Raw genomic sequence first — 21500 nt, forward strand, 5'->3', positions numbered from 1 at the left:
GCTGCGAAAGAAGTTCGACAAGCACGACCGCCTCGTTCGGGTCGAGACCGATTTGAGCTTCATCGTTCGTTTTCTCCATACGGCCTCCGCTGGTGATGATGGATCGTTATGAGCATGACGAGTTCTACCAGCCGCCAAATTCAAGACAGTACAACGTAAAACACCTCCGGATTGCTCCGGAGGTGTTTTGAAGAATTGCGTGGCGCCGCCGACTAAGGGCGCTCTTGCAGATCAGGCAGACAGTGCCTTGAACTCGGAGAGGATGGCTTCGCCCATCTCGACGGTTCCGACCTGGCGTGCGCCTTCGGCCATGATGTCGCCGGTGCGGATGCCCTTGTCGAGCACGGCGGCGATCGCCTTCTCCAGGTTGTCGGCTTCCGTCACCAGGTTGAAGGAGTAGCGCAGGCACATGGCAAACGAGGCGATCATGGCGATCGGGTTGGCGATGCCCTTGCCGGCAATGTCAGGCGCCGAGCCATGCACCGGCTCGTAGAGCGCCTTGCGCTTGCCGGTGACACCATCCGGTGCACCGAGCGAGGCCGAAGGCAGCATGCCGAGCGAGCCGGTCAGCATCGCCGCCACGTCCGACAGCATGTCGCCGAACAGGTTGTCGGTGACGATGACGTCGAACTGCTTGGGCTGGCGCACCAGCTGCATGCCGCCGGCATCGGCCAGCATATGCTCGAGCTGGACATCGGAATATTTCGCCTTGTGGGTTTCGGTCACCACCTGGTTCCACAACACGCCCGACTTCATGACGTTGCGCTTTTCCATCGAGCAGACGCGGTTGTTGCGGGTGCGGGCCAGTTCGAAGGCAACGCCGGCGATGCGCTCGATCTCGTAGGTGTCGTAGACCTGGGTGTCGATGCCGCGCTTCTGGCCGTTGCCGAGATCGATGATTTCCTTCGGCTCGCCGAAATAGACACCGCCGGTCAACTCGCGCACGATCAGGATGTCGAGGCCTTCGACCAGTTCCGGCTTCAGCGACGATGCGGCGGAAAGCGCCGGATAGCAGATGGCCGGGCGCAGGTTGGCAAACAGCTGCAGGTCCTTGCGCAGGCGTAAGAGACCGGCTTCGGGACGGACCTCGTAAGGCACCGCATCCCACTTCGGACCGCCGACGGCACCAAACAGCACCGCGTCGGCGGCAAGCGCCTTTACCATGTCCCCTTCCGAAATCGCCTGGCCGTGGGCGTCATAGGCAGAACCGCCGACAAGGCCTTCGTCCGTCACGAAGCCGGCACCAAGCTCGGCATTCATGTAGGCGATGATTTTGCGGACTTCCGCCATGGCTTCCGGGCCGATGCCGTCGCCGGGAAGGATGAAAAGCTTACGATCGGCCATTTCGGCACTCCTGTCGTTTCAGTGTTTGTGTTGGTGCAGGGCGGCTCATGCGGTGACCTTCGGCCATGGCCGCTGTTGCGGACGCAGGGTCTCGAATGCTCGTGCAAGGCGCAAGACCCCGATATCGTCAAACTGCTGGCCGATGATCTGAAGCCCGATCGGCAAACCGCTGGCAGTATAGCCGCAATTGACCGAAATCGCGGGCTGTCCACCCATGTTCACCGCGACCGTAAAGGCGATGTGCTCGAACGGCTTCTGTGGGTCATTGATCGGCGAGGCCCATTCGGCGGGATAGGACGCGGTCGGTGCCGTTGGCGAGAGGATGAAATCAAAACCGGTCAACGCCGCATGGATGGCGTTGCGCATGGCGTCGATCTGGGCGAAGCCGGTATAGACGTCGCGGCCGGAAAAATCCTTGGCCGTCTCGATCCAGTTGAAGATGTAGGGCAGTATCTGCGCCTGCTGTTCCGGCGAAAGACGCGAGACGTCTTCCCAACCGCGCGCACGCCAGAAGCGATCGAGGCCATCGATCATCTCGCGGGTGAGGAAGGGCTCGACAGGCTCAATGATGACACCGGCGTCCGCGAAGAGTTTTGCCGCTTGGCTGACCGCCTGCTCGGTTTCCGCGCTAACCGCCTGGCCAAAGCCGGCATCGAGCCAGAGGCCGATCTTCAATCCCCTGACATCGCGTTTAAGGTCGAGCCAGGGGATATCGGCATAGGGCAACGACATGGTGTCGCGTGCATCCGGCTTCGACAAAACGGACATGTAAAGCGCCGTATCGGCGACAGTGCGGGTCATCGGCCCGGCGACGCGGCCGATGAACGGCGGATTGATCGGGATCCGGCCCGCCGAAGGCTTCAGACCAACGACGCCGCACCAGCCGGCCGGCAGGCGGACGGAACCGCCGATATCGGTGCCGATATGGAGCGGACCGTAGCCGGCGGCTGCGGCCGCACCTGCTCCGGCGCTCGAACCGCCGGGATTGGTCGACAGGTCCCAGGGATTGCGCGCCAGCTTGTGAAAACTGGAAAGGCCGGAAGACAGCATGCCGTAATCAGGCATGGTGGTCTTGGCCAGAATGACGCCACCCGCCTCGCGGGTGCGCGCCGCCGGCGGCGCATCGGTCAGGGCCGGCACCAGCGGCACGGCCGCGCAGCCAAGCGGCACAGCCGTTCCCTTTGTCGCAATGTTCTCCTTGATCGTCACCGGCACGCCATCGATCGCGCCCAGAGGCTCACCCTTGCCCCAACGTGCCTCGGACGCCTTCGCCGCCTTGCGCGCCTCGTCCGGATCGTAGGCCCAAAGCGCATTGAGTTTCGGCTCGGATGCATCGATGCGCGCGATGACAGCATCGACGACTTCGACGGGAGAGAGCTTTCGCAGGCGGTAAGCCTCGACAAGATCGACGGCGGTGAAATCGGCAAGATCGGACATGGGCAATAATTCCTGCAACAAGAGCAACTCCGGAGAATTGCAGAATTTCAAAGAGTTCTAGGCAAAGTGACAGCGGGCGGACCAGGCCGGCGTCACCGGCTTGGCCATGGGCGTTTGGGCGAGACAGATATCCTGCCTGCGCGGACAGACGGCGGCATAGGCGCAGCCCTCTGAGGTCGTGGCGGTATGGACAGGCGTTTGCGGCGGGGCGTTCGACCGGACCCGCTTGCGGCGTCCGGCAAAGGGTTTCGGCACGGCGGCGACAAGCGCCTGCGTGTAGGGGTGACGCGGGTTGTCGAACACCTCGTTGGTCGGTCCCTCCTCGACGATCCGCCCGAGATGCATGACGGCGACCCGGTCGGTGATGGCGCGAACCACGCCCAGATCGTGGCTGATAAACAGATAGGAGAGCCCGAGCCTCTCCTGCAGATCCATCATCAGGTTCAGCACCTGCGCCTGGATCGAGACGTCGAGCGCCGAAACCGGTTCGTCGGCAACAATCAGCGCCGGTCGGGTGATGAGTGCGCGCGCAATGGCAATACGCTGGCGCTGGCCACCGGAAAACTCGTGCGGATACTTGTCGACTGACGCCAAGGGCAAGCCGACCGCCTCCAGCACCTCCTCAACGCGCCGGTTGCGCTCAAGCGCGCTGGTTCCGCGTTCCAGTGAGACGATGGGTTCGCAGATGATGGTCCGCACCGTGTGGCGCGGATCGAGTGACCCGTAGGGATCCTGGAAGATCGCCTGAAATCCCTTGCGCGCCTCCCGCAACTCTGATCGGTCCAGCGAATAGATATCCTTGCCGGCAATGGTAACCTGCCCCGATTGCGGGCGTTCAAGCCCCATGACGGCGCGCGCAAGGGTCGATTTTCCCGAGCCGCTTTCGCCAACGATGCCGAGGCTCTTGCCGGCGCCAAGCTCGACGCTGACACCGTGCAGCACGCGCAAGCTGGTCTGCTTGGAAAAGATCGATGGGCGCGGCAACTGGTACTCGCGCACCAGATCGATGGTCCTCAGAATGACATCGCTCATGGTGCCACCATCCTTTCGCGTGGATGAAAGCAGGCGGCGCGATGCTCCACATTACTGTCGGTATCGATCAGATCCAGTGGCGGTATCGCCCGCCGACAGTCGGGCTGAACGAAGGCGCAACGCTCAGCAAAGGAACAATGAGCCGGCCGCGCAAAGGGATCGGGGACGATGCCCGGGATTGCGTTCAGCCTTGGCCTTCCTCCGGTCTGGCGCGGAGCAAGAGCAGCTCCGTGCGGAGACGCGGCGAACAGGCCCCTCGCATAGGGATGCGCCATGCGCGCGAATACGTCGTCGGTGCGCCCCGTTTCGATGACGCGCCCGGCATACATGACGGCGATACGGTCGGTCATTTCCGAGACGACACCGAGATCGTGGGTGATCAGCATCAGTGCCGTGCCGGTGTCTTCGATCAGGTCGTCGAGCAGATCGAGGATCTGTGCCTGCACCGTCACGTCGAGCGCGGTCGTCGGCTCGTCGGCAATCAACAGGTCCGGTTCGCAGGCGATCGCCATGGCGATCATCACGCGCTGCCGCTGGCCGCCGGAGAGTTGATGCGGGTAGAGGTCCAGATTGAAGCGCGGCGCCGGCAGACCAACCCTGTCCAGCAAGGATCGCGCCTTCTTTTCCGCATCGGCTCTGGTTTCGCCAAAATGAAGGCGTCGCCCTTCGGCGATCTGGGCGCCGATCGACTTGACCGGGTTGAGGGCGGTCATCGGCTCCTGAAAGATCATCGCAATGCGCCGGCCGCGATATCTGCAGAATTCGGCTTCGGGCAGATCTGCGAGGTTGCGGCCATCGAACATCAACTCGCCGCGCACCCGCATGCGCTGCGGCAGCAGTCCCATCACGGCGAGCGCCGTCATGGATTTGCCGCTGCCGGATTCTCCGACGATACCGAGGCGTTCGCCGCGATTGAGCTCAAGATCGACATCGCAAACGATATCGACCTGGGTCATGCCCGCTGACAGCTCGACCGACATTCCGACCATTCGTAGCAAGGGTGCCGTCATCTTTGTCGCCTCACGCGCGGATCGAGAATGTCGCGCAGGCCATCACCGAGGAGGTTGAGGCCGAGCACGGCGAACGTGATCGCAAGTCCCGGGAAGATGGCGAGCCATGGGGCCTGATAGATGAAGGTCTGGGCATCGTTCAGCATCTTGCCCCAGCTTGGCATCGGTGGCTGGGTGCCAAGACCGACATAGGAAAGCCCAGCTTCTGCAACGATTGCTAAGGCGAACTGGATCGTCACCTGGACCAGGAGCACGTGGTTGATGTTGGGCAGGATGTGCAGAAAGGTGATCGCCACGTCGCCGCGACCGGCGCAGCGGGCCGCCTGCACATATTCGCGCTTCCAAAGCCCCATCGAAGCGCCACGGGTCACGCGGGCAAAGACCGGAATGTTGAAGATGCCGATGGCGATCATGGCATTGGTCGCGCCGGGGCCGAAGATGGCCGTGATGATGACCGCCGTCAGCAGTGCAGGAAAGGCAAAGGCAAGATCGCTCATGCGCATGACCAGGCCATCGACCCAGCCGCCGCGGGCCGCAGCCCATGCACCGAGCGGCACGCCGATGCCGGCGCCGACGAGCACCGCGACGATCGAGACCGCGATCGAGTTGCGCGCCCCGGCCATGATCATCGACAGGATATCGCGGCCGAAATTGTCGGTGCCGAACCAATGGGCGAGGCTTGGTCCCTGAAGCTTGTCGCGGAAATTCATCGCCGTCGGCGAGAAGGGTGTCCAGACGGTGGAAACCACGGCCATCGCAATGAGGATGGCGGTGACCGTCAGGCCGAACATCAGGCTTCGGCTACCAAAAAGCTTGGCCAACAGGCCTGGTTCCGAAGTGATTGCCGAGGTGCTCATCAGTGGCCTCCCCTCGACAGGCGCGGATCCAGATAGCCGTAAACGAGATCCACGAGAAAATTGATGGTGATGACGGACGCGGCAAGCAGCGTCACGAGCGTCTGCACGGTCACCAGATCGCGCTGCGCGATCGCCTGAAAGACCAACCGGCCGACACCCGGCAGATTGAAGACGTTCTCGATGATGATCGTGCCGGCAAGCAGAAACGAAAACTGCAGGCCGATGATGGTGACGACGGGGATGAGTGCGTTCGGCACCGCATGCCTCCAAAGCGCACCAGCGCGCGAGAGGCCCTTGGCGCGGGCAGTGCGGATGAAATCCTCCCCGAGCGTTTCGATGACGGCCGAGCGGGTGACGCGTCCGAGAATGGCGGCGAGTGGCAGGCCGAGCGCAAAGGCTGGAAGAATGAGCGAGTGGAGGCCGCTCCAGATACCGTCCTGCCAGCCGGCAAAGCCCGAGGCCGGAAACCATGCAAGTTTCAGCGCGAACAGCAAAATGAACAGAAGCGCGAGCCAGAAATTGGGGATGGCGACGCCAACTTGCGCGATGCCCATGACGACCGTGTCGCCGGCCTTGCCGCGATTGGCCGCGGCATAGACGCCAATGGCGATCGCAACCACGACCGAGATCGCCATGGAGAGGAGAGCCAGGGGCAATGTCACCAGGATGCGGGGTCCGAGTAGTTCACGGATCGGCACCGAATAGGTGAGACTCATGCCGAAATCGCCGACGACAAAGCCACCGATCCACTGGAGGTAGCGGATCCAGATTGGCTGATCGAGGCCCAGCTGCCGGTGCAGCGCCGCGATCGCATCCGGGTCGGCGTTCATGCCGAGCATCAGCACTGCCGGGTCGCCGGGCAGCACCTGCATCAGCAGAAAGACGATGATAGAGGCGACCAGGGTCGTCAATATGAGCGACACAAGGCGACCGCCAACAAAGGAAATCACATCAACCTCCCGGAATGAGCGAGCGTTGACCGGCGCCGGGGACGGTCAACGGCTGATCTGCATCCGCCCCCATTTGTGGAGGGGCGGATGCTGGAGCGGGATGAGGAAAAGTGTGTGCGGTTTTCAGCCCGCATACCGCTCCACCTCATGAGAAGCGATCAATTCTCCCAGTAGGTCTGGGTCTGATCGTCCGCCGGCACCGGCATGTTCTTCCACAGACCCTTCACCTTCTTGTTCCAGACGCCGATCTTCGGAAGAGCGTAGAGGAAAACGTTCGGTTCATCGGCCGCCAGTTTACGCTGAAGCTGGCCGACGAGATCGAGCTGCTCAGCTTCCGTCGACGCGAGCGTGAAGGACTTGTAGAGCGCCTTGTAGTCCGGGTTCTGGTAGTTGAAATAGTATTTGTCGCGAGCGTAAATATCGAGATCGCGGGCTTCGGCGTGTGCGATGATCGTCGCGTCGAAATCCGAGTTCTTGAACACCTGGTCGAGCCATTGCGCGAACTCGATCGGAACGAGGTTCACCTTGACGCCGACTTCGCTGAGCATGGCCGCGATGATCTCGCCGCCGCGCCGGGCATAGGCGGGTGGCGGCAGCATGATGGTCATTTCCAGACCTTCGACACCGGCCTCCTGCAGCAGTTGCTGCGCTTTGCCCGGGTCATAGGGATAGGTTTCGTTCAGATCGACATAGCCGGGCTCCACCGGGGAATAATGCGAACCGATCGTCTCGCCGAAGCCCGAATAGGTGCCTTCGACCAGGGTCTTCCGGTCGATCGCATGGGCAAGCGCCTGACGAACCCTGACGTCGTCAAACGGCTTGCGCGCATTGTTCAGCGCAAGAACCACCTTGCCGGAGGTGCTGCCGACCTCGACCTGGAGGTTGGGATCGCTTTGGAACTGGCTGACGAGTTCGGCGGCCTGGAACATCGGGAACGCATCGACGTTGCCGGCAAGAACGGCGGCTGCGGCTGCGGATGGGTCGCTGATGAACTTGAAGGTGACTTCCGTCAGCTTGGCCGGTTCGCCCCAGTAATCGGCGTTCTTGTTCAGCACGACCTTGTCGCCCTTCGCCCATTCCTTGAACGCGTAGGGGCCAGTACCGACAGGCTTGGTCTTGTTGTCGGCGGCCGATGACGGCGCGATCATGACCGCGTCACCCCATGCCATGTTGAACAGGAAGTTGGATGCCGGGCGCTTCAGGGTCACGACTGCGGTTGCCGGATCCGGGCACTCGGTCTTTTCGATCGGCTCGAAGAGGCCCTTCTGCGCATTGGTAGAGTCCGCTGCGACGGCGCGCTCATAGGAGAATTTGACGATCGAGCAGTCGAAGGGCGTGCCGTCGTGGAACTTGACGCCCTGACGAAGCTTGAACGTGTAGCTCTTCTGATCGTCGGAGATAGCCCAGCTCTCGGCCAGGAGCGGCTTGACGGTGCCATCTTCAACCACGCGCACCAGACCTTCGAACAGGTTGCCGTAGGTGATGTAGCGGATCGGCGCGGCGGCGCCCGCGGTCGGGTCGAGGCCCGGCGGTTCCAGCACCTGGCCGACGGTAATCGTGTCCTTGGCCATGGCTGTGGTCAGCGATGCGGCGATGAAGCACGAAGCAAGTGCCCATTTCGTCAAGTTAAGCATGGTTCCCCTGCTTTGCGGTTTGGTTGTTTATGGTCCCACTGCATGTTTCCATTAATCGCATCCGATTGAAGGAAACCTGCAGTCAATCAAAGTGCCGCGACTTTCGTGCGCCCTAAGAGACGCGCGGCGCTGTCGTCATCAGATCGAACGCCCGCCATCGACGTCAAGTGCAACGCCGGTGATCATAGACGCCTGCGGCGATGCGACGAAGGCGGCGGCCTCGGCGAGATCCTCGGGCTTCAGCAACCGGCCCAACGGAATGGAATCGCGGAACTTCTGGCGAATTTCCTCGGTATCCTCGCCCATGAAGGTCGTCAAAAGCGGCGTCTCGCCGGCAACCGGATTGAGGGCAACGACGCGAATGTTGAACGGAGCAAGTTCGATCGCCAGCGCCTTGGTCGCGGAGACCACCCAGCCCTTCGTCGCATTGTACCAGGCAAGGTTCGGCCGCGGCCGGTTGGCGCCAGTCGAGGCGATATTGACGATCACGCCTGTCTTGTTCTGTTTCATGTGCGGCAGCAGCGCGCGCGTCATGAGATAGACGCCACGCACGTTGACGCCGAGGATCCTGTCGAACTCGTCCGGCTCCACCAGCTCGGCGTTTTGTGGCTTGTGGCCGATGCCGGCATTGTTGATGAGAATGTCGACGCGGCCGAACTTCTCGAGGCTCGCGGCAACGGCGGCGTCGACGTCCGATGATTTGGAGATGTCGCATACGACGGCAAACGCATTGCTGCCGAGTTGCTTGGCCACGCGCTCGGCCCCTGCGGCATCGCGGTCGACAACGACCACCTTGGCACCGCCGTCGATGAAACGCTTCGCAATGCCCTCGCCGAAACCGGAGCCTGCACCGGTGATGAGAGCGATCTTACCTTCTAGTGACACTTGTTCCTCCCGACGCTGAACTAGCCGTGGTAAACCGAGATGGTTTTCATGCTGGCGAAGCCGTAGAGGGCTTCGAAACCCTTCTCGCGGCCATGGCCCGATTTCTTGACGCCGCCGAAGGGCAGCTCGACGCCGCCGCCGGCGCCATAATTGTTGACGAAGACCTGACCGGCGTGGACGGCGCGCGCCATGCGCAGCTGCCTACCACCGTCGTTTGTCCATACCCCGCAGACGAGACCATAGGCGGTGCCGTTTGCGAGGCGAACGGCCTCCTCTTCGCTGTCGAACGGCATGATCACCTGGACCGGGCCGAAGATTTCGTCCTGTACCGTGCGGTGCTCGTGCGGCACGTCGCGTAGCAATGTCGGTGCGACATAGGCGCCGTCAGCGGGTGCGTCGGCGACGATCTCGCCCTCAGCCGCGATCTTCAGGCCATCCTTGGCGGCATCGGCAAGGAAGCCCTCGATGATCGCCTTTTGCCTATGCGAGACCACCGGGCCAAGCGACAGATCGGCGCTGGCCGGTCCGACCCTGAGCGCGCGATATCTTTCGCTCATCTGCGCCACGACGTCTTCGTAGATGGCGCGCTCGACGAGGATGCGTGACGAGGCCGAACAGGTCTGCCCGGCGTTCTGGATCCCGGCGTTGACCAGGAATGGCATGGCACGGTCGAGGTCCGCATCGGCAAAGACGATCTGCGCCGACTTGCCGCCGAGTTCGAGCGTCACCGGCACGGCATTCTTCGCCGCCGCCGCCTGCACCATCTCACCGGTGCGCACCGAACCGGTAAACGAGATGTGGTTGACATCAGGGTGTTCGGAAAGCGCGGCACCCGCCTCCGCGCCCAGCCCGGTGACGACGTTCAGCGCTCCGGGTGGCAGGCCCTCTTCTTCGGCAATGCGTGCAAATTCCAGGATTGTCAGGCACGCCTCCTCGGCCGGCTTGACCACGGCCGCATTGCCCATGGCAAGGGCTGCGCCGAGGCTGCGACCAAGGATCTGCATCGGATAGTTCCACGGGATGATATGACCCGTAACCCCATGCGGCTCGTAAATGGTCAGCACGGTAAAGCCGTTCTGATAGGGGATGGTGTCGCCATGCACCTTGTCGGCGGCGCCGCCATAGAACTCCAGATAGCGCGCGAGCGCGACGACGTCCGCCCGCGCCTGTGTCAGGGGCTTGCCGACATCCCGCGCTTCAAGCTCCGTCAAAAGGTCGATGTTGCGCAGCACTGCTGCCGAGATCCGGCTGAGCACCCGTCCGCGTTCGGTTGCCGTCATCTGCCCCCATTGGCCGCCAAGCGCCGAGCGCGCCGAGCGCACGGCCAGGTCGATGTCGTCCCGGTTTCCCCGGGCAATGCGCGCGAATATCTCACCGTTGGAGGGATCCCTGACGGCGATTTGCTCGCCGCCAATTGCGTCCTGCCACGTGTTCGCGATGAAATTGCCGTAAGTCTTCACATCATGCCTCGTTGTCAGTCTCGCCCTGCGGGAGGAGCGTTTTCAATCTCATGGCCGTCGCATGGATATGCGCGCGCGCCAGCTTCTCAGCCTGATCAGGGTCCCTTGCCGCTATCGCCTCGACAATGAGCCGATGCTCGGCAACGGCAGTGCTGGCGCGTTCGCTGGAAAGCGAAAAGGCCGGAGCGAAGACCTGCGATGTCATCCGCAGAAGCGGCCCCAGCGACGCCAGCGACGCATTGCGCGAAGCACTGACGATGGCCTCGTGAAAGACGACGTTGGACTGGGTGTAGGCGCCGGGATCCCAGCGCTCAACGACCTTCTGCTGCTGATCGATCTGTTTCGCGAGTGCTTTGATTTCGGATGCTGTGGCGCGCTCGGCGGCATTGCGCGCCGCCACGCCGTCCATCGCCTCGCGCACGGCATAGGCATCGAGAAGTTTCGGCAGGTCGGCGGTGGCCACCCTGACACCGCTGCCCGGTTTGTTCACAACGAGCCCGTCGCGCTCCAGCACCCGCAAGGCCTCGCGAAGCGGCGTACGGCTGATGCCGAATTCGGCAGCGATCCGCTCCTGACGCAACGTCGCTCCAGGCGCATAGACGCCGGCATAGATGCGCTCGCGAAGCGCCTGGGCAACTTCGTCGAGCAGGCGCGACTGGCTTCGCCATTCAAAGGTTTGACTCATCGATCCCTCCCAAGATCGAGGCAAATTGTATCCAGGATACAGACGATGTCAATTGCGATTGATGGACCAGCGAACCGCCACGCGGGATCGGGACCGGAAGAGGCGTGATTTTCCGACGCAGACCCCTCGCTCAACGACAAAATTATTTACGGTTGACAATCGCACTCTAAGACATCAATCTTGCAACTAAGATATCAGTTAGCGGATAGATATGTCTGAGATTGTCACCATACCGGCACTTCCACTTGACGAGCTCCTTCGGCCGTCCCTGATCGAGGGTGCGGGCAACACGACGTCAAAGGTCTATCGCCTGCTTCGGCAACTGATCGTCGAGGTGAGGTTGCTGCCTGGCCGCGCGTTGCCGGAAAAGGAGGTCGCCGCGATCCTCAACGTCAGCAAGACACCGGTTCGCGAAGCGATCATCCGCCTCTCGGAGGAAGGCCTGATCAAGGTCGTGCCGCAGGGCGGCACGTTTGTCGCGACGATCGAGGTCCAGCGCTATATCGAGGCGTGCTTCATTCGCTTTCGGTTGGAGGCCGGAGCGGCCGCAGAGGCGGCCAAGCGCCACACGTTCGAAGATCTCGGCCGCCTTGAACTCTGCCTCAACCAGCAGATTGCAGCCGTAGAGGGCGAGGATTACACGAATTTCTTCGAGCTCGACGAGAGCTTTCATAAAGCCATCTTCGCAGCCGCGCGTCTGAGCGGTGTGTGGACCTTCGTCAACCAGGCGAAGGGCGAGATCGATCGCATGCGCCATTTGAAGATGGTCTTCGGCGTTCGCCGCACTGCAGAAGTCATCGAGGAACATCGGGCGATCGTCGATGCCATTCGTGAAGCTTCGCCGGATGCGGCCGTGGCGGCAATGAGCCGACACCTCGGCTCGCTCGAAAGCAAGATTACCGAGCTCTCACGCGACCCGAAGCTGTGGAGCTACATTGAATCGATCAATGCGACAACGACAGAAAAACGGAGGCCGCGGCGCAACCTGACCTAAGGGGTTCGCGCCGGCGGGAGGAATCAAATGTCTGCAGTTGAACTGAACGACGTAGTGAAACGCTACGGCGCACTCGAAGTCGTGCACTCCATCAAGCTGTCGGTATCACCGGGAGAGTTCGTCGTTCTGGTCGGACCGTCGGGCTGCGGCAAGTCCACGACCCTGCGCATGGTGGCCGGGCTCGAAGACATTTCAGATGGCACGATCTCGATCGGTGGCCGCGTCGTCAACCGGGTCGCGCCGAAAGATCGCGACGTCGCCATGGTGTTCCAGAACTACGCGCTCTACCCGCACCTCAATGTCGCGGAAAACATCGCCTTTGGACTGCGCGTCCGTGGCGAGAAGAACGACGTCGTCGAAGCCGCTGTCAACGAGGCGGCCGCCATTCTCGATCTGATGCCCTATCTGAAGCGCAAGCCCGCGGACCTTTCGGGCGGCCAGCGACAGCGCGTGGCGATGGGTCGCGCGATTGTGCGAAAGCCACAGGTGTTTCTGTTCGACGAGCCGCTGTCCAATCTCGACGCCAAGCTGCGCACCCAGATGCGCGCGGAGATCAAGCGGCTGCACAAGCGCATGGACGTCACCAGCATCTACGTGACGCACGACCAGGTGGAGGCCATGACGCTTGCCGACCGCATCGTCGTCATGAATGGCGGACGCGTCGAACAGGTCGGCTCGCCCATGGAGCTTTTCCTCAATCCGGCCAATGCGTTTGTTGCGAGCTTCCTGGGATCGCCGCCCATGAACCTCGTGGCAGCGCGCGTGGAAGCGGCAAACGGCGCTGCCGTTGCCTGCGTCGACGGCAACGTTCCGGTCCAGTTCCGCATGCCGGCTGCAATCGCCGCCGGCATGCGCGCCGGCCAGAAAGTTCTCGTCGGCCTGCGTCCCGAACACCTCGATATCGAAGTCGGCCGCCCGGGGGCCGACACCCAGGAGATAGCGACGGCCGTGGACCTCGTCGAGCCTCTCGGTTCGGAAGCGCTGCTTCATTGCAGGATCGGCGGCCAGCCGGTCGTCGCCAAGGTCGATACGCCCGTGGACGGGAGAAGCCTGTCGGATGTCGCCAGGCTGGCGATCCCCACCGCCAGACTTCATGTCTTCGACGTGGAGACCGGCAAAGCCATCAACGGACAGGCGTGAGGCAGATGATGGGATCGAAGATCGCCCAGCATATCAAGGACCTGGCGGAGGATCTTCGCCGAGACTGGCAGCTTTATGTGTTGTTGTTGCCGATGCTCGTCTGGTTCCTGCTTTTCCTCTACAAGCCGATGGAAGGCTTGCAGATTGCCTTCAAGGACTTCAGCCCGTTCCGTGGCGTTGCCGGCAGTCCCTGGGTCGGGTTCGAAAATTTCCGGACGCTACTCAATGACCAGATCTTCATCCGCGCCTTCATCAATACGATCACCATCAGCGGCCTGGGGCTGATCTTCGCCTTCCCGGTGCCAATCATCCTGGCCTTGATGTTCAATGAGCTGCAGAGCGAAGTCGGCCGGCGTTTCTCACAGACCGTCGTCTACCTTCCACACTTCATTTCGGTGGTGATCGTTGCAGGCATCGTCATCAACCTGCTGTCGCCAACCACGGGCGTGGTCAACCTCGTGCTGTCCAGCCTCGGCTTCGATCCGATCTACTTCCTGACACAGCCGGAATGGTTCCGAACGGTGTTCATCGGCTCCAACGTCTGGAAGGAGGCAGGCTTCGAATCGATCGTCTATCTCGCTGCCATCGCCGGTATCAGCCCGACACTCTACGAATCCGCCCGGGTCGACGGCGCCTCGCGCTGGCAGATGATGTGGCGCATCACCCTGCCCTGCATTCTGCCGACGATCATCATCATGCTGATCATCCGCATCGGCAACCTGGTCGAGGTCGGTTTCGAATACATCATCCTACTCTACCAACCGGCCACCTACCGCACCGCCGACGTTGTCTCGACTTATGTCTACCGGACCGGCCTGCAGGGAACCCAGTACGACCTGGCGACTGCCGCCGGCCTGTTCAACGCGGTCATCGCGTTTGCCCTCGTCTTCACGGCCAACCGGATCAGCCGGAAGGTCTCATCAACCTCGCTCTGGTGAATGTCATGGCCACTTTCAGCCTATACTCGCGCGGCGATCGTATTTTCGGATATGCGAATGCGGCCCTGATCGGACTGTTCGTCCTGTCGACCCTCTATCCGTTCATCTATCTGCTGGCGGTATCGATCTCGTCAGGTGCGGCGGTCACCTCCGGGCAGGTCATTCTGTTTCCCAAGGACCTGACGCTTGCGGCCTATGAATTCGTGCTGTCCGACCGACTGTTCTGGATCGCCTACGGCAATACCTTCATCTACACGTTCGGCGGCACCGCGGTCAGCTTGGCGATCATGATCCCCGGCGCCTATGCGCTGTCACGCGCTAGGCTGCGCGGACGCAAATTCCTGAACCTGATGGTGGCATTCACCCTCTGGTTCAATGCCGGGATGATCCCCTTCTTCCTGAACATGCGCGACCTTGGCCTCCTGGATTCGCGTTTCGGCCTGATCATCGGCTTCGCCTGCAATGCCTTCAACGTCATCCTGCTGCGCAACTTCTTCGAGTCCGTGCCGAAATCCTTCGAGGAAGCAGCGAAGATGGACGGCGCCAGCGAATGGCAGCTGCTCTGGAAGGTATTTATTCCACTGTCCAAGCCGGCCATCATCACCGTCGGTCTGTTCTGCATCGTCTCGCGCTGGAACAGCTACTTCTGGGCCATGGTGCTGCTGCGCGGCGAGGAAAAGATCCCGCTCCAACTCTACCTGAAGCGCATCATCGTCGACCTCACCGCCAACGACGAGTTTGCCAGCAGCCTGCTGAGCTCGCGCTACTCATTCGAAACCGTCACAGCCGCGATCATGATCGCCTCGATCATTCCGGTGCTGCTGATTTATCCGAGCATCCAGAAATACTTCAACAAGGGCATCACCCTTGGTGGGGTCAAGGAATAACGGCCAGTTCTGTTCAAGGAGGAGAAATGGAATGAGACGTTTTGGGAAAAGGCTTTCGCTACTTGCCACCTGTGCGCTTCTGCAATTGGGCAGCGCCGCCGCCGAGGACGCGTCGACGAAGATTGTCGACGATCCGCTCGAACTGACGATCCACTTCCATTTCCGCGACAAGTACGTCTACACGGAGAACTGGCCCGTCGAGAAGAAAGCGGCGGAATGGACCGGAATCCACGTCAAGAACGTGGCCTCGCTTGCCACCAGCAACAGCCGCGACGCCTTCAACCTGTTGATGGCGTCTGGCGATCTGCCTGATATCGTGGGAGGAGATGTGACAGGCGGCCTCAAGGACGACTTTATCCGCTACGGGATGGAAGGCGCCTTCCTGCCGCTTGACGACCTGATCGCCGAAAACGCCCCCAACCTGAAGAAGTTCTTCGACGATCATCCCGTGGTGCGCCGCGCCATCAGCGCGCCCGATGGGCATATCTACTTCATCCCTTATGTTCCGGAGGGAGAGTATTCGCGCGCCTGGTTCATCCGCCGGGACTGGCTGGAGAAGCTCGGTCTCAAGGAACCGCAAAATGTCGACGAGCTCTACACTGTGCTCAAGGCATTTCGCGAGAAGGATCCCAACGGCAACGGCAAGAAGGACGAGGTTCCCTATTTCGCCCGCGAGCCGATCGAAGCCGTGCGGCTCATCAACATGTGGGATGCGCGCGTCTCGGGGTCGGAACGCTACGGCGACTTCATGGTCGAGGACGGCAAGATCGTCCACCCGTGGACGACGGCAAACTACAAGACCGGGATTTCAAAGGTTGCCCAGTGGTTTGGCGAAGGGCTCATCGACACGGAAGTCTTTACTCGCGGCGCACGCGTTCGCGAATACATGCTCGGTAACAATATCGGCGGCATGACCCATGACTGGTTCGCCAGCACCTCGAACTATACCGAGGCTCTGAAGGACAGCGTTCCCGGTATCAATTTCGCACCGATGCTGCCACCGAAAACGGTATCGGGAAAGCGCTTCGAGGACAGTCGGCGTGCGACCGTTCAGCCTGCCGGCTGGGCGATCTCCTACACCAATCAGCACCCCGCCGAGACGATCAAGTACTTCGACTTCTGGTTCTCCGAAAAGGGTCGCATTCTCTCCAACTGGGGTGTCGAGGGCGTCAACTACGACATGAAGGACGGCAAACCTGTCTACAAGGACAGCGTCCTCAAGAACCCAAAGCCGGTGAACGCCCAGATGTGGGAGATCGGCGCCGGCGTGCCGCGCGGCTACTGGGCCTCCTACCCGTCCGAACAGCAGTGGACCAACAAGATGGCCCTCGACGGGATCGCCATGTACGAGACGGAACCCGGCCTGCTGCAGCCCGAATTCACCGGCGTCTCGATGAGCGCCGAGGAACGGGCGGTCTACGACAAGTACTGGCCGAGCCTGCTCACATACATGACCGAGATGCAGCAGACCTTCGTGCTCGGCGCACAGAATGTCGACGCCTCCTGGGATGCCTATCAGGCTCGCCTCGAACAGCTCGGCCTGCCCGAGGTCATCAAGGTCATGCAGACGGCCTACGACCGCCAATACGCCAAGAACTGACACATCAGGGCGCGGCGCGGCCGCGCCCTATTCACTCCCCGACTTGTTAAAGGACGTCATTTTCGATGCCCAAAGCTGACGAAGCCCCACGACTGCATTATCTCGACGAGCCGAAACCCGGCACGCTGACGATCACCTATCAGCCGAACGGCTCCGCCATCCAGGAGAACCCGCCGCGTTTCAGCTGGCTGCCGGCGCTGGACGACAATGCCCGCTATGCCCTCAAGGTGTCCCGGAATCCATCCTTTCCACCGGCCGATACGCTGCTGTTCGAAGACCTTAATTGGAACTTCTTCACGCCGGACGTAACCTTCGAGCCCGGCGTCTATCACTGGGCCTTCGCGCTATGGGATGGCGCATCCAAAACCGTTGTGTCCGCCTGGAGCAGCGTTCGAATATTCGAGATCCTGCCCGGCTTGCCGGAAACACCGCTGCCGCGCGCGCAAGTCCGCTGGAAGGCTGCGGATCTACGCCATCCCCGACTTTGGCTCGGTCCGAGCGAAGTCGGTGATTTTCGCGAACGCCTGGAGGCAGATGCCGATCATTGCGGCTGGCAGGGTTTTTTCGACAAGTCTGTCGCGCCATGGCTCACGCGCGATTTCATCGCAGAGCCTGCCCTCTACCCCAACAACGTGCGCGTCGCGAAACTCTGGCGGCAGATGTACATCGATTGCCAGGAAGCCATCTACGCGGTGCGCCATCTGGCGATCGCCGGCGTAATTCTCGACGATCCCGCGTTGATCACCAGGGCGCGTGAATGGCTGCTGGCGATCGCGCGATGGGATCGTACGGGCGCCACCGCGCGTTCCTACAACGACGAGGCAGCCTTCCGCGTCGTCACCGCACTCGCCTGGGGCTACGACTGGCTGTGGGATCATCTCGACGACACGGAACGGACGGAGGTCCGCGACGTCCTGCTGGCGCGGACGCGCGAAGTTGCCGATCATGTCCTGTGGCGTGCGCGCATCCATGTCTTCCCCTATGACAGTCACGCCGTGCGCTCGCTATCGGCCGCATTGACGGCCGCCTGCATCGCTCTTGCTGGAGAAAGCGACGAGGCGGAAAGCTGGCTCGACTATACGATCGAATTCCTGTTCACACTCTACTCCCCATGGGGCGACGCGGATGGCGGGTGGGCCGAGGGTCCGCATTACTGGATGACAGGCATCGCCTACCTGACGGAGGCCGCCAACCTCATCAAGAACTTCCTGGACGTCGACCTCTACAAGAGGCCGTTCTTCCATAAGACCGGCGACTTCCCGCTCTACACCAAGGCACCGGGTACCCGTCGCGCCTGTTTCGGAGACGATTCCACCCTCGGCGACCCGCCGGGAGTAAAGGTCGGCTACAATGTCCGCCAGTTCGCAGGCGTCACCGGCAATCCTTACTACCAGTGGTACTACGAGCGCCTTAAGGCCGACGCCGCCGGAACCGAGATGGAGTTCTACAATTACGGCTGGTGGGATCTCAATTTCGACGATCTCGTCTATCGCCACGACTATCCGCAGATCACGGCCCAGGCGCCAAGCGACCTGCCACCAGTGAAATGGTTCAAGGATATCGGCTGGGTCGCCATCCAGAAATACATGGACGACCCTGCGCGGCATATCCAGTTTCTGTTCAAGAGCAGCACCTTCGGCTCGCTCAGCCACAGCCATGGCGACCAGAACGCTTTCCTGCTCTATGCCTTCGGCGAAGATCTGGCCATCCAGAGCGGCTACTATGTGGCCTTCAACTCCACCATGCACCGTAACTGGCGGCGCCAGACCATTTCCAAGAACGCCATCCTCATCGACGGCAAAGGTCAGTATGCCGACGGCGATAAGACGATTGCAAAAAAGGCCGGGGGGCGGATTGTCACCGTGCGCGAGGAGCCGTCCCATGTCTTCATCAGCGGCGATGCGACGGCGGCCTACCGGGCCGCAGATCCTGACGTGTTGCGCGCCGAACGCGACGTCTATTTCACCGCAAGCGATTTCGTTGTGCTCGTCGACCGCGTCGAGTGCTCCCGTCCAAAGCCCGTTCAATGGCTGTTTCATGCGACAAGACCGATGGACGTCGGCACCAACAGCTTCCGCCTGACCGGAGAGCGCGCCGGCCTTTACGGGCAGTTCGTCCACTCGACCTCCGGCCCGCCCAATGTTCGCCTGGTCGAAGGTTTCGAAGGGATCGATCCCGCCGACGTCGAGGGCATGGATACCCAATACCATATCGAGGCCAGCCTGCCGTCGGCGAGCAAGCACACCCTCGTCACCCTGCTCGTTCCCTATTCGCTCGATGAGCCGCGGCGGGTCTTTAACTTCATCGACGACCAGGGGTTCAGCGCCGACATCTACTTCACCGATGTCGACGACAACCAGTTGCGCATCGTCATCCCAAAGAACTTCTGATCACGAAAGGATATTTCCATGAACGGACTGAAAGACAAAGTCGTGCTGGTCACCGGCGGCGGACGCGACATCGGCAAGGCCTGCGCCGAGCGACTTGCCAAGGAAGGCGCAAAGGTCGTCGTCACCTATTTCGGCTCGGCATCAAGCGCTGAACAGAGCGTCGGCGCTATCAATGCGGCGGGCGGCAAGGCGGTCGCACTTAGAGCGGACATGACCAATGCGGCGGATGCCCAGGCCGCGGTCGACAAGGCCGTGTCGGAATTCGGCAGGCTTGATGGCCTCGTGCACGTCGCCGGCGGCATCATCGCCCGCAAGACGCTGTCCGAGATGGACGAGGCGTTCTTCCGTGAAGTGATCGACGTCAATCTGACGTCGTTGTTCAATGCAACCAAAGCCGCGGTGCCCGCCATGAATGAAGGAGGCTCGATCGTCACCTTCGCGTCCCAGGCCGGCCGTGACGGCGGCGGTCCCGGCGCCGTCGCCTACGCGACCTCCAAGGGGGCCGTGATGACGTTCACGCGTGGCCTGTCGAAGGAACTCGGCCCGAAGATCAGGGTGAACGCCGTCTGCCCCGGCATGATCTCCACGGCTTTCCACGACACCTTCACGAAACCGGAAGTGCGCGAGCGGGTTGCGGCAGCGACACCGCTCAAGCGCGAGGGACAATCGGCCGAGGTCGCAAGTCTGGTCGCGTTCCTCGTCTCCGACGAGGCTGCCTTCATCACCGGCGCCAGCTACGACGTCAATGGCGGCACGTTCTTCTCGTAGGACCAGAACATGACAGTCACATCTCCGATCCATGGGAGCAGGGTCGCCCTGCTCGGGACCTCGCTCGTCCAGCAGAACCACGATGCCGGCGAGCGGCATATCCGATCGTCGGCCAGGGGCTGGTCGACATGGGCGGAGGTGCTGACCCATGGCCAGCTCGATATCACCGTCTTCCACGACCCACGCGTACATCCTGGATGGGAGCCGAGCGGGCGGGTGGGTGACTCGCGCGGCTTCGGTGGCCTTAACGCCGGTGTCTCAGGCCAGAAGGCCCTAGATATCGCCAACCGGATCGACCAGGTCCTTGCGCTTGATTTCGACCTCATCATCGTTGACGCGGGAACCAACGACATGATGGTGGAGACCAAGGAAACCATTCAGGCGATCCGCGAGGCGATCGTGTCCCGCCTGCTCGATGCCGGCAAGCTGGTCATCCTGCTGCCGATCCTTGCCCGCGGGACGCAAAAATGGTCGGCCGGCGGATCGGAGCGTGCCAAGGCGCAATGGATCAACCAGAAGAGCCGTGCCTTCGCGGCCCGAAGACCCCGTTGCCACATCTTCGACTGGAACAGCGCCTGGGTCGACTGGCATAGCGCGGACGGCGTTCCACACGCCGGATTCTCCGATGACGGCACGCATTTTTCTGTGCCGGGCGGTCATGCCGTCGGCAAGGCGTTGGCCGAGTACCTCCGCGGGCTGCTTGCTCCGCACGTTCCCGAACGGTGGGCGCGGGACGATCGTTTCGACCCGGTTCACAATCCCCTCGGAAGTTTTGTTCCCGATCCGCTTCCGGGCAACGCAAAGACGTTTGCGGGGCCGCCGCCCGATTGCAACGTCACGGCCAGCCGTGCCGTAAGCAGCACCGGTCATCCGGCAGGCTGGCAAGAAATCAGTCTGGAAGGCGGCCATTGCGTCCTGGAGATCTTGCCGGAAGGTTTCATCAATCCGCTGCCGGCAGGCGCCTGGGTCCGGGCGAGCTGCGCGGTCGAGGTCGACGCGCATGATGGCTGGCGGGACATCTCCCTTGTGCTTGAAGACTGTGGCCCGGAAGGTCTGACGGCACAGGCGCTTGCACCTTTCGATCTCGGTGACGGCAACCTCGCGTCCTATCCGACCGAGGCATGGTCAGGCATGCTGAGGACACCGCCGATCAAAATCAAAACGCCATCCCAGAGGCTTCGGCTCGCGCTCAACCTGCGCATTGTCTCATCTGGGCGCCCGGCAACGATGCGTTTCTCCACGCCGCAACTACGCCAGGTCGACCCGCCCGCCCTGGGCTGGCACCGCTAAACCATCTGGGACACGCTTCCTGCCTTATGGTAAGCAATCAATGCTTGAGACTCTACATCGCAGAGTGACCTCCGCATATGGTCGTAACGCCCGCCTGCGGTCGAGCAGGCCGAACCGATTGACCGGTTCGCCGTCTGCAGGACATTCCCGGTGCCCCGAGGGACTTCGAAGACCTGCCTATCCAGACACGCCCGCTGCG

The 21500-nt window shown here is 61.8% G+C and carries 18 protein-coding genes; 8 read left to right on the forward strand and 10 right to left on the reverse strand.

What is annotated here, in order from left to right; translation table 11 throughout:
• Positions 1 to 231: 231 nt before the first annotated feature.
• The 10 genes from leuB to J3R84_RS34340 form a co-directional block, all read right to left on the reverse strand.
• A complete protein-coding gene (gene leuB, locus J3R84_RS34295) occupies positions 232 to 1344 on the reverse strand; it encodes a 3-isopropylmalate dehydrogenase (protein ID WP_207932871.1) in 1113 nt (370 codons plus the stop codon).
• A 45-nt stretch (positions 1345 to 1389) separates the two neighbouring features.
• Positions 1390 to 2781 carry an amidase gene (locus J3R84_RS34300; RefSeq protein ID WP_057217155.1) on the reverse strand — a complete coding sequence of 464 codons (1392 nt, stop codon included), beginning with the start codon at positions 2779 to 2781 and terminating at the stop codon, positions 1390 to 1392.
• 57 nt (positions 2782 to 2838) lie between these two features.
• Positions 2839 to 3813 carry an ABC transporter ATP-binding protein gene (locus J3R84_RS34305; RefSeq protein WP_082557397.1) on the reverse strand — a complete coding sequence of 325 codons (975 nt, stop codon included), beginning with the start codon at positions 3811 to 3813 and terminating at the stop codon, positions 2839 to 2841.
• A complete protein-coding gene (locus tag J3R84_RS34310; protein WP_057217153.1) occupies positions 3810 to 4823 on the reverse strand; it encodes an ABC transporter ATP-binding protein in 1014 nt (337 codons plus the stop codon). Before J3R84_RS34310 ends, J3R84_RS34305 begins: the two co-directional genes overlap by 4 nt.
• Positions 4820 to 5680 carry an ABC transporter permease gene (locus J3R84_RS34315; RefSeq protein WP_025430101.1) on the reverse strand — a complete coding sequence of 287 codons (861 nt, stop codon included), beginning with the start codon at positions 5678 to 5680 and terminating at the stop codon, positions 4820 to 4822. The genes J3R84_RS34310 and J3R84_RS34315 overlap by 4 nt, the downstream gene beginning before the upstream one ends.
• The gene (locus tag J3R84_RS34320; protein ID WP_025430102.1) at positions 5680 to 6630 is read right to left on the reverse strand and encodes an ABC transporter permease; all 951 of its coding nucleotides are present in this window, start codon (positions 6628 to 6630) and stop codon (positions 5680 to 5682) included. Before J3R84_RS34320 ends, J3R84_RS34315 begins: the two co-directional genes overlap by 1 nt.
• A 158-nt stretch (positions 6631 to 6788) precedes the next feature.
• Positions 6789 to 8264, reverse strand: a complete 1476-nt coding sequence (locus tag J3R84_RS34325; RefSeq protein ID WP_025430103.1) for an ABC transporter substrate-binding protein — start codon at positions 8262 to 8264, stop codon at positions 6789 to 6791.
• 138 nt (positions 8265 to 8402) lie between these two features.
• Complete coding sequence (locus J3R84_RS34330) at positions 8403 to 9149, reverse strand: SDR family oxidoreductase (protein ID WP_025430104.1); 747 nt, start codon at positions 9147 to 9149, stop codon at positions 8403 to 8405.
• A 20-nt stretch (positions 9150 to 9169) separates the two neighbouring features.
• A complete protein-coding gene (locus J3R84_RS34335) occupies positions 9170 to 10609 on the reverse strand; it encodes an aldehyde dehydrogenase family protein (RefSeq protein WP_203527580.1) in 1440 nt (479 codons plus the stop codon).
• Position 10610: 1 nt separating this feature from the next.
• A complete protein-coding gene (locus J3R84_RS34340; protein ID WP_025430106.1) occupies positions 10611 to 11294 on the reverse strand; it encodes a GntR family transcriptional regulator in 684 nt (227 codons plus the stop codon).
• Positions 11295 to 11505: 211 nt separating this feature from the next.
• On the opposite strand from J3R84_RS34340, the gene J3R84_RS34345 reads away from it, so the two are divergent.
• The 8 genes from J3R84_RS34345 (at position 11506) to J3R84_RS34380 (ending at position 21301) form a co-directional block, all read left to right on the forward strand.
• Entirely contained in the window at positions 11506 to 12288 is a 783-nt protein-coding gene (locus J3R84_RS34345; protein WP_025430107.1) for a GntR family transcriptional regulator, read from the forward strand.
• Positions 12289 to 12315: 27 nt separating this feature from the next.
• Positions 12316 to 13428, forward strand: a complete 1113-nt coding sequence (locus J3R84_RS34350; RefSeq protein ID WP_025430108.1) for an ABC transporter ATP-binding protein — start codon at positions 12316 to 12318, stop codon at positions 13426 to 13428.
• A gap of 8 nt (positions 13429 to 13436) precedes the next feature.
• Positions 13437 to 14366, forward strand: coding sequence for an ABC transporter permease (locus J3R84_RS34355; protein WP_025430109.1), 930 nt, complete (start codon positions 13437 to 13439; stop codon positions 14364 to 14366).
• 5 nt (positions 14367 to 14371) lie between these two features.
• On the forward strand, positions 14372 to 15253 hold the full coding sequence (locus J3R84_RS34360) for a carbohydrate ABC transporter permease (RefSeq protein ID WP_025430110.1): 882 nt from the start codon (positions 14372 to 14374) through the stop codon (positions 15251 to 15253).
• A gap of 31 nt (positions 15254 to 15284) precedes the next feature.
• Positions 15285 to 16853 carry an extracellular solute-binding protein gene (locus tag J3R84_RS34365; protein ID WP_025430111.1) on the forward strand — a complete coding sequence of 523 codons (1569 nt, stop codon included), beginning with the start codon at positions 15285 to 15287 and terminating at the stop codon, positions 16851 to 16853.
• A gap of 65 nt (positions 16854 to 16918) precedes the next feature.
• Entirely contained in the window at positions 16919 to 19243 is a 2325-nt protein-coding gene (locus J3R84_RS34370; RefSeq protein WP_084813984.1) for a heparinase II/III domain-containing protein, read from the forward strand.
• 18 nt (positions 19244 to 19261) lie between these two features.
• Positions 19262 to 20011, forward strand: a complete 750-nt coding sequence (locus J3R84_RS34375; protein ID WP_025430113.1) for an SDR family NAD(P)-dependent oxidoreductase — start codon at positions 19262 to 19264, stop codon at positions 20009 to 20011.
• A 9-nt stretch (positions 20012 to 20020) separates the two neighbouring features.
• The gene (locus tag J3R84_RS34380; RefSeq protein ID WP_025430114.1) at positions 20021 to 21301 is read left to right on the forward strand and encodes an SGNH/GDSL hydrolase family protein; all 1281 of its coding nucleotides are present in this window, start codon (positions 20021 to 20023) and stop codon (positions 21299 to 21301) included.
• The last annotated feature ends 199 nt before the right edge of the window (positions 21302 to 21500 follow it).

The sequence above is a fragment of the Ensifer canadensis genome (genome assembly GCF_017488845.2).
GTDB lineage: Bacteria > Pseudomonadota > Alphaproteobacteria > Rhizobiales > Rhizobiaceae > Ensifer > Ensifer canadensis.

What these genes read in the sequence shown, in the direction of transcription:
- J3R84_RS34360 (WP_025430110.1), top strand. Translation starts at nt 14,372, where the DNA reads ATGGCCACTTTCAGCCTATACTCGCGCGGCGATCGTATTTTCGGATAT.
- J3R84_RS34350 (WP_025430108.1), top strand. Translation starts at nt 12,316, where the DNA reads ATGTCTGCAGTTGAACTGAACGACGTAGTGAAACGCTACGGCGCACTC.
- J3R84_RS34325 (WP_025430103.1), bottom strand. Translation starts at nt 8,264, where the DNA reads ATGCTTAACTTGACGAAATGGGCACTTGCTTCGTGCTTCATCGCCGCA.
- J3R84_RS34355 (WP_025430109.1), top strand. Translation starts at nt 13,437, where the DNA reads ATGGGATCGAAGATCGCCCAGCATATCAAGGACCTGGCGGAGGATCTT.
- J3R84_RS34315 (WP_025430101.1), bottom strand. Translation starts at nt 5,680, where the DNA reads ATGAGCACCTCGGCAATCACTTCGGAACCAGGCCTGTTGGCCAAGCTT.
- J3R84_RS34305 (WP_082557397.1), bottom strand. Translation starts at nt 3,813, where the DNA reads ATGAGCGATGTCATTCTGAGGACCATCGATCTGGTGCGCGAGTACCAG.
- J3R84_RS34300 (WP_057217155.1), bottom strand. Translation starts at nt 2,781, where the DNA reads ATGTCCGATCTTGCCGATTTCACCGCCGTCGATCTTGTCGAGGCTTAC.
- J3R84_RS34340 (WP_025430106.1), bottom strand. Translation starts at nt 11,294, where the DNA reads ATGAGTCAAACCTTTGAATGGCGAAGCCAGTCGCGCCTGCTCGACGAA.
- J3R84_RS34365 (WP_025430111.1), top strand. Translation starts at nt 15,285, where the DNA reads ATGAGACGTTTTGGGAAAAGGCTTTCGCTACTTGCCACCTGTGCGCTT.
- J3R84_RS34375 (WP_025430113.1), top strand. Translation starts at nt 19,262, where the DNA reads ATGAACGGACTGAAAGACAAAGTCGTGCTGGTCACCGGCGGCGGACGC.
- J3R84_RS34370 (WP_084813984.1), top strand. Translation starts at nt 16,919, where the DNA reads ATGCCCAAAGCTGACGAAGCCCCACGACTGCATTATCTCGACGAGCCG.
- J3R84_RS34380 (WP_025430114.1), top strand. Translation starts at nt 20,021, where the DNA reads ATGACAGTCACATCTCCGATCCATGGGAGCAGGGTCGCCCTGCTCGGG.
- J3R84_RS34310 (WP_057217153.1), bottom strand. Translation starts at nt 4,823, where the DNA reads ATGACGGCACCCTTGCTACGAATGGTCGGAATGTCGGTCGAGCTGTCA.
- leuB (WP_207932871.1), bottom strand. Translation starts at nt 1,344, where the DNA reads ATGGCCGATCGTAAGCTTTTCATCCTTCCCGGCGACGGCATCGGCCCG.
- J3R84_RS34345 (WP_025430107.1), top strand. Translation starts at nt 11,506, where the DNA reads ATGTCTGAGATTGTCACCATACCGGCACTTCCACTTGACGAGCTCCTT.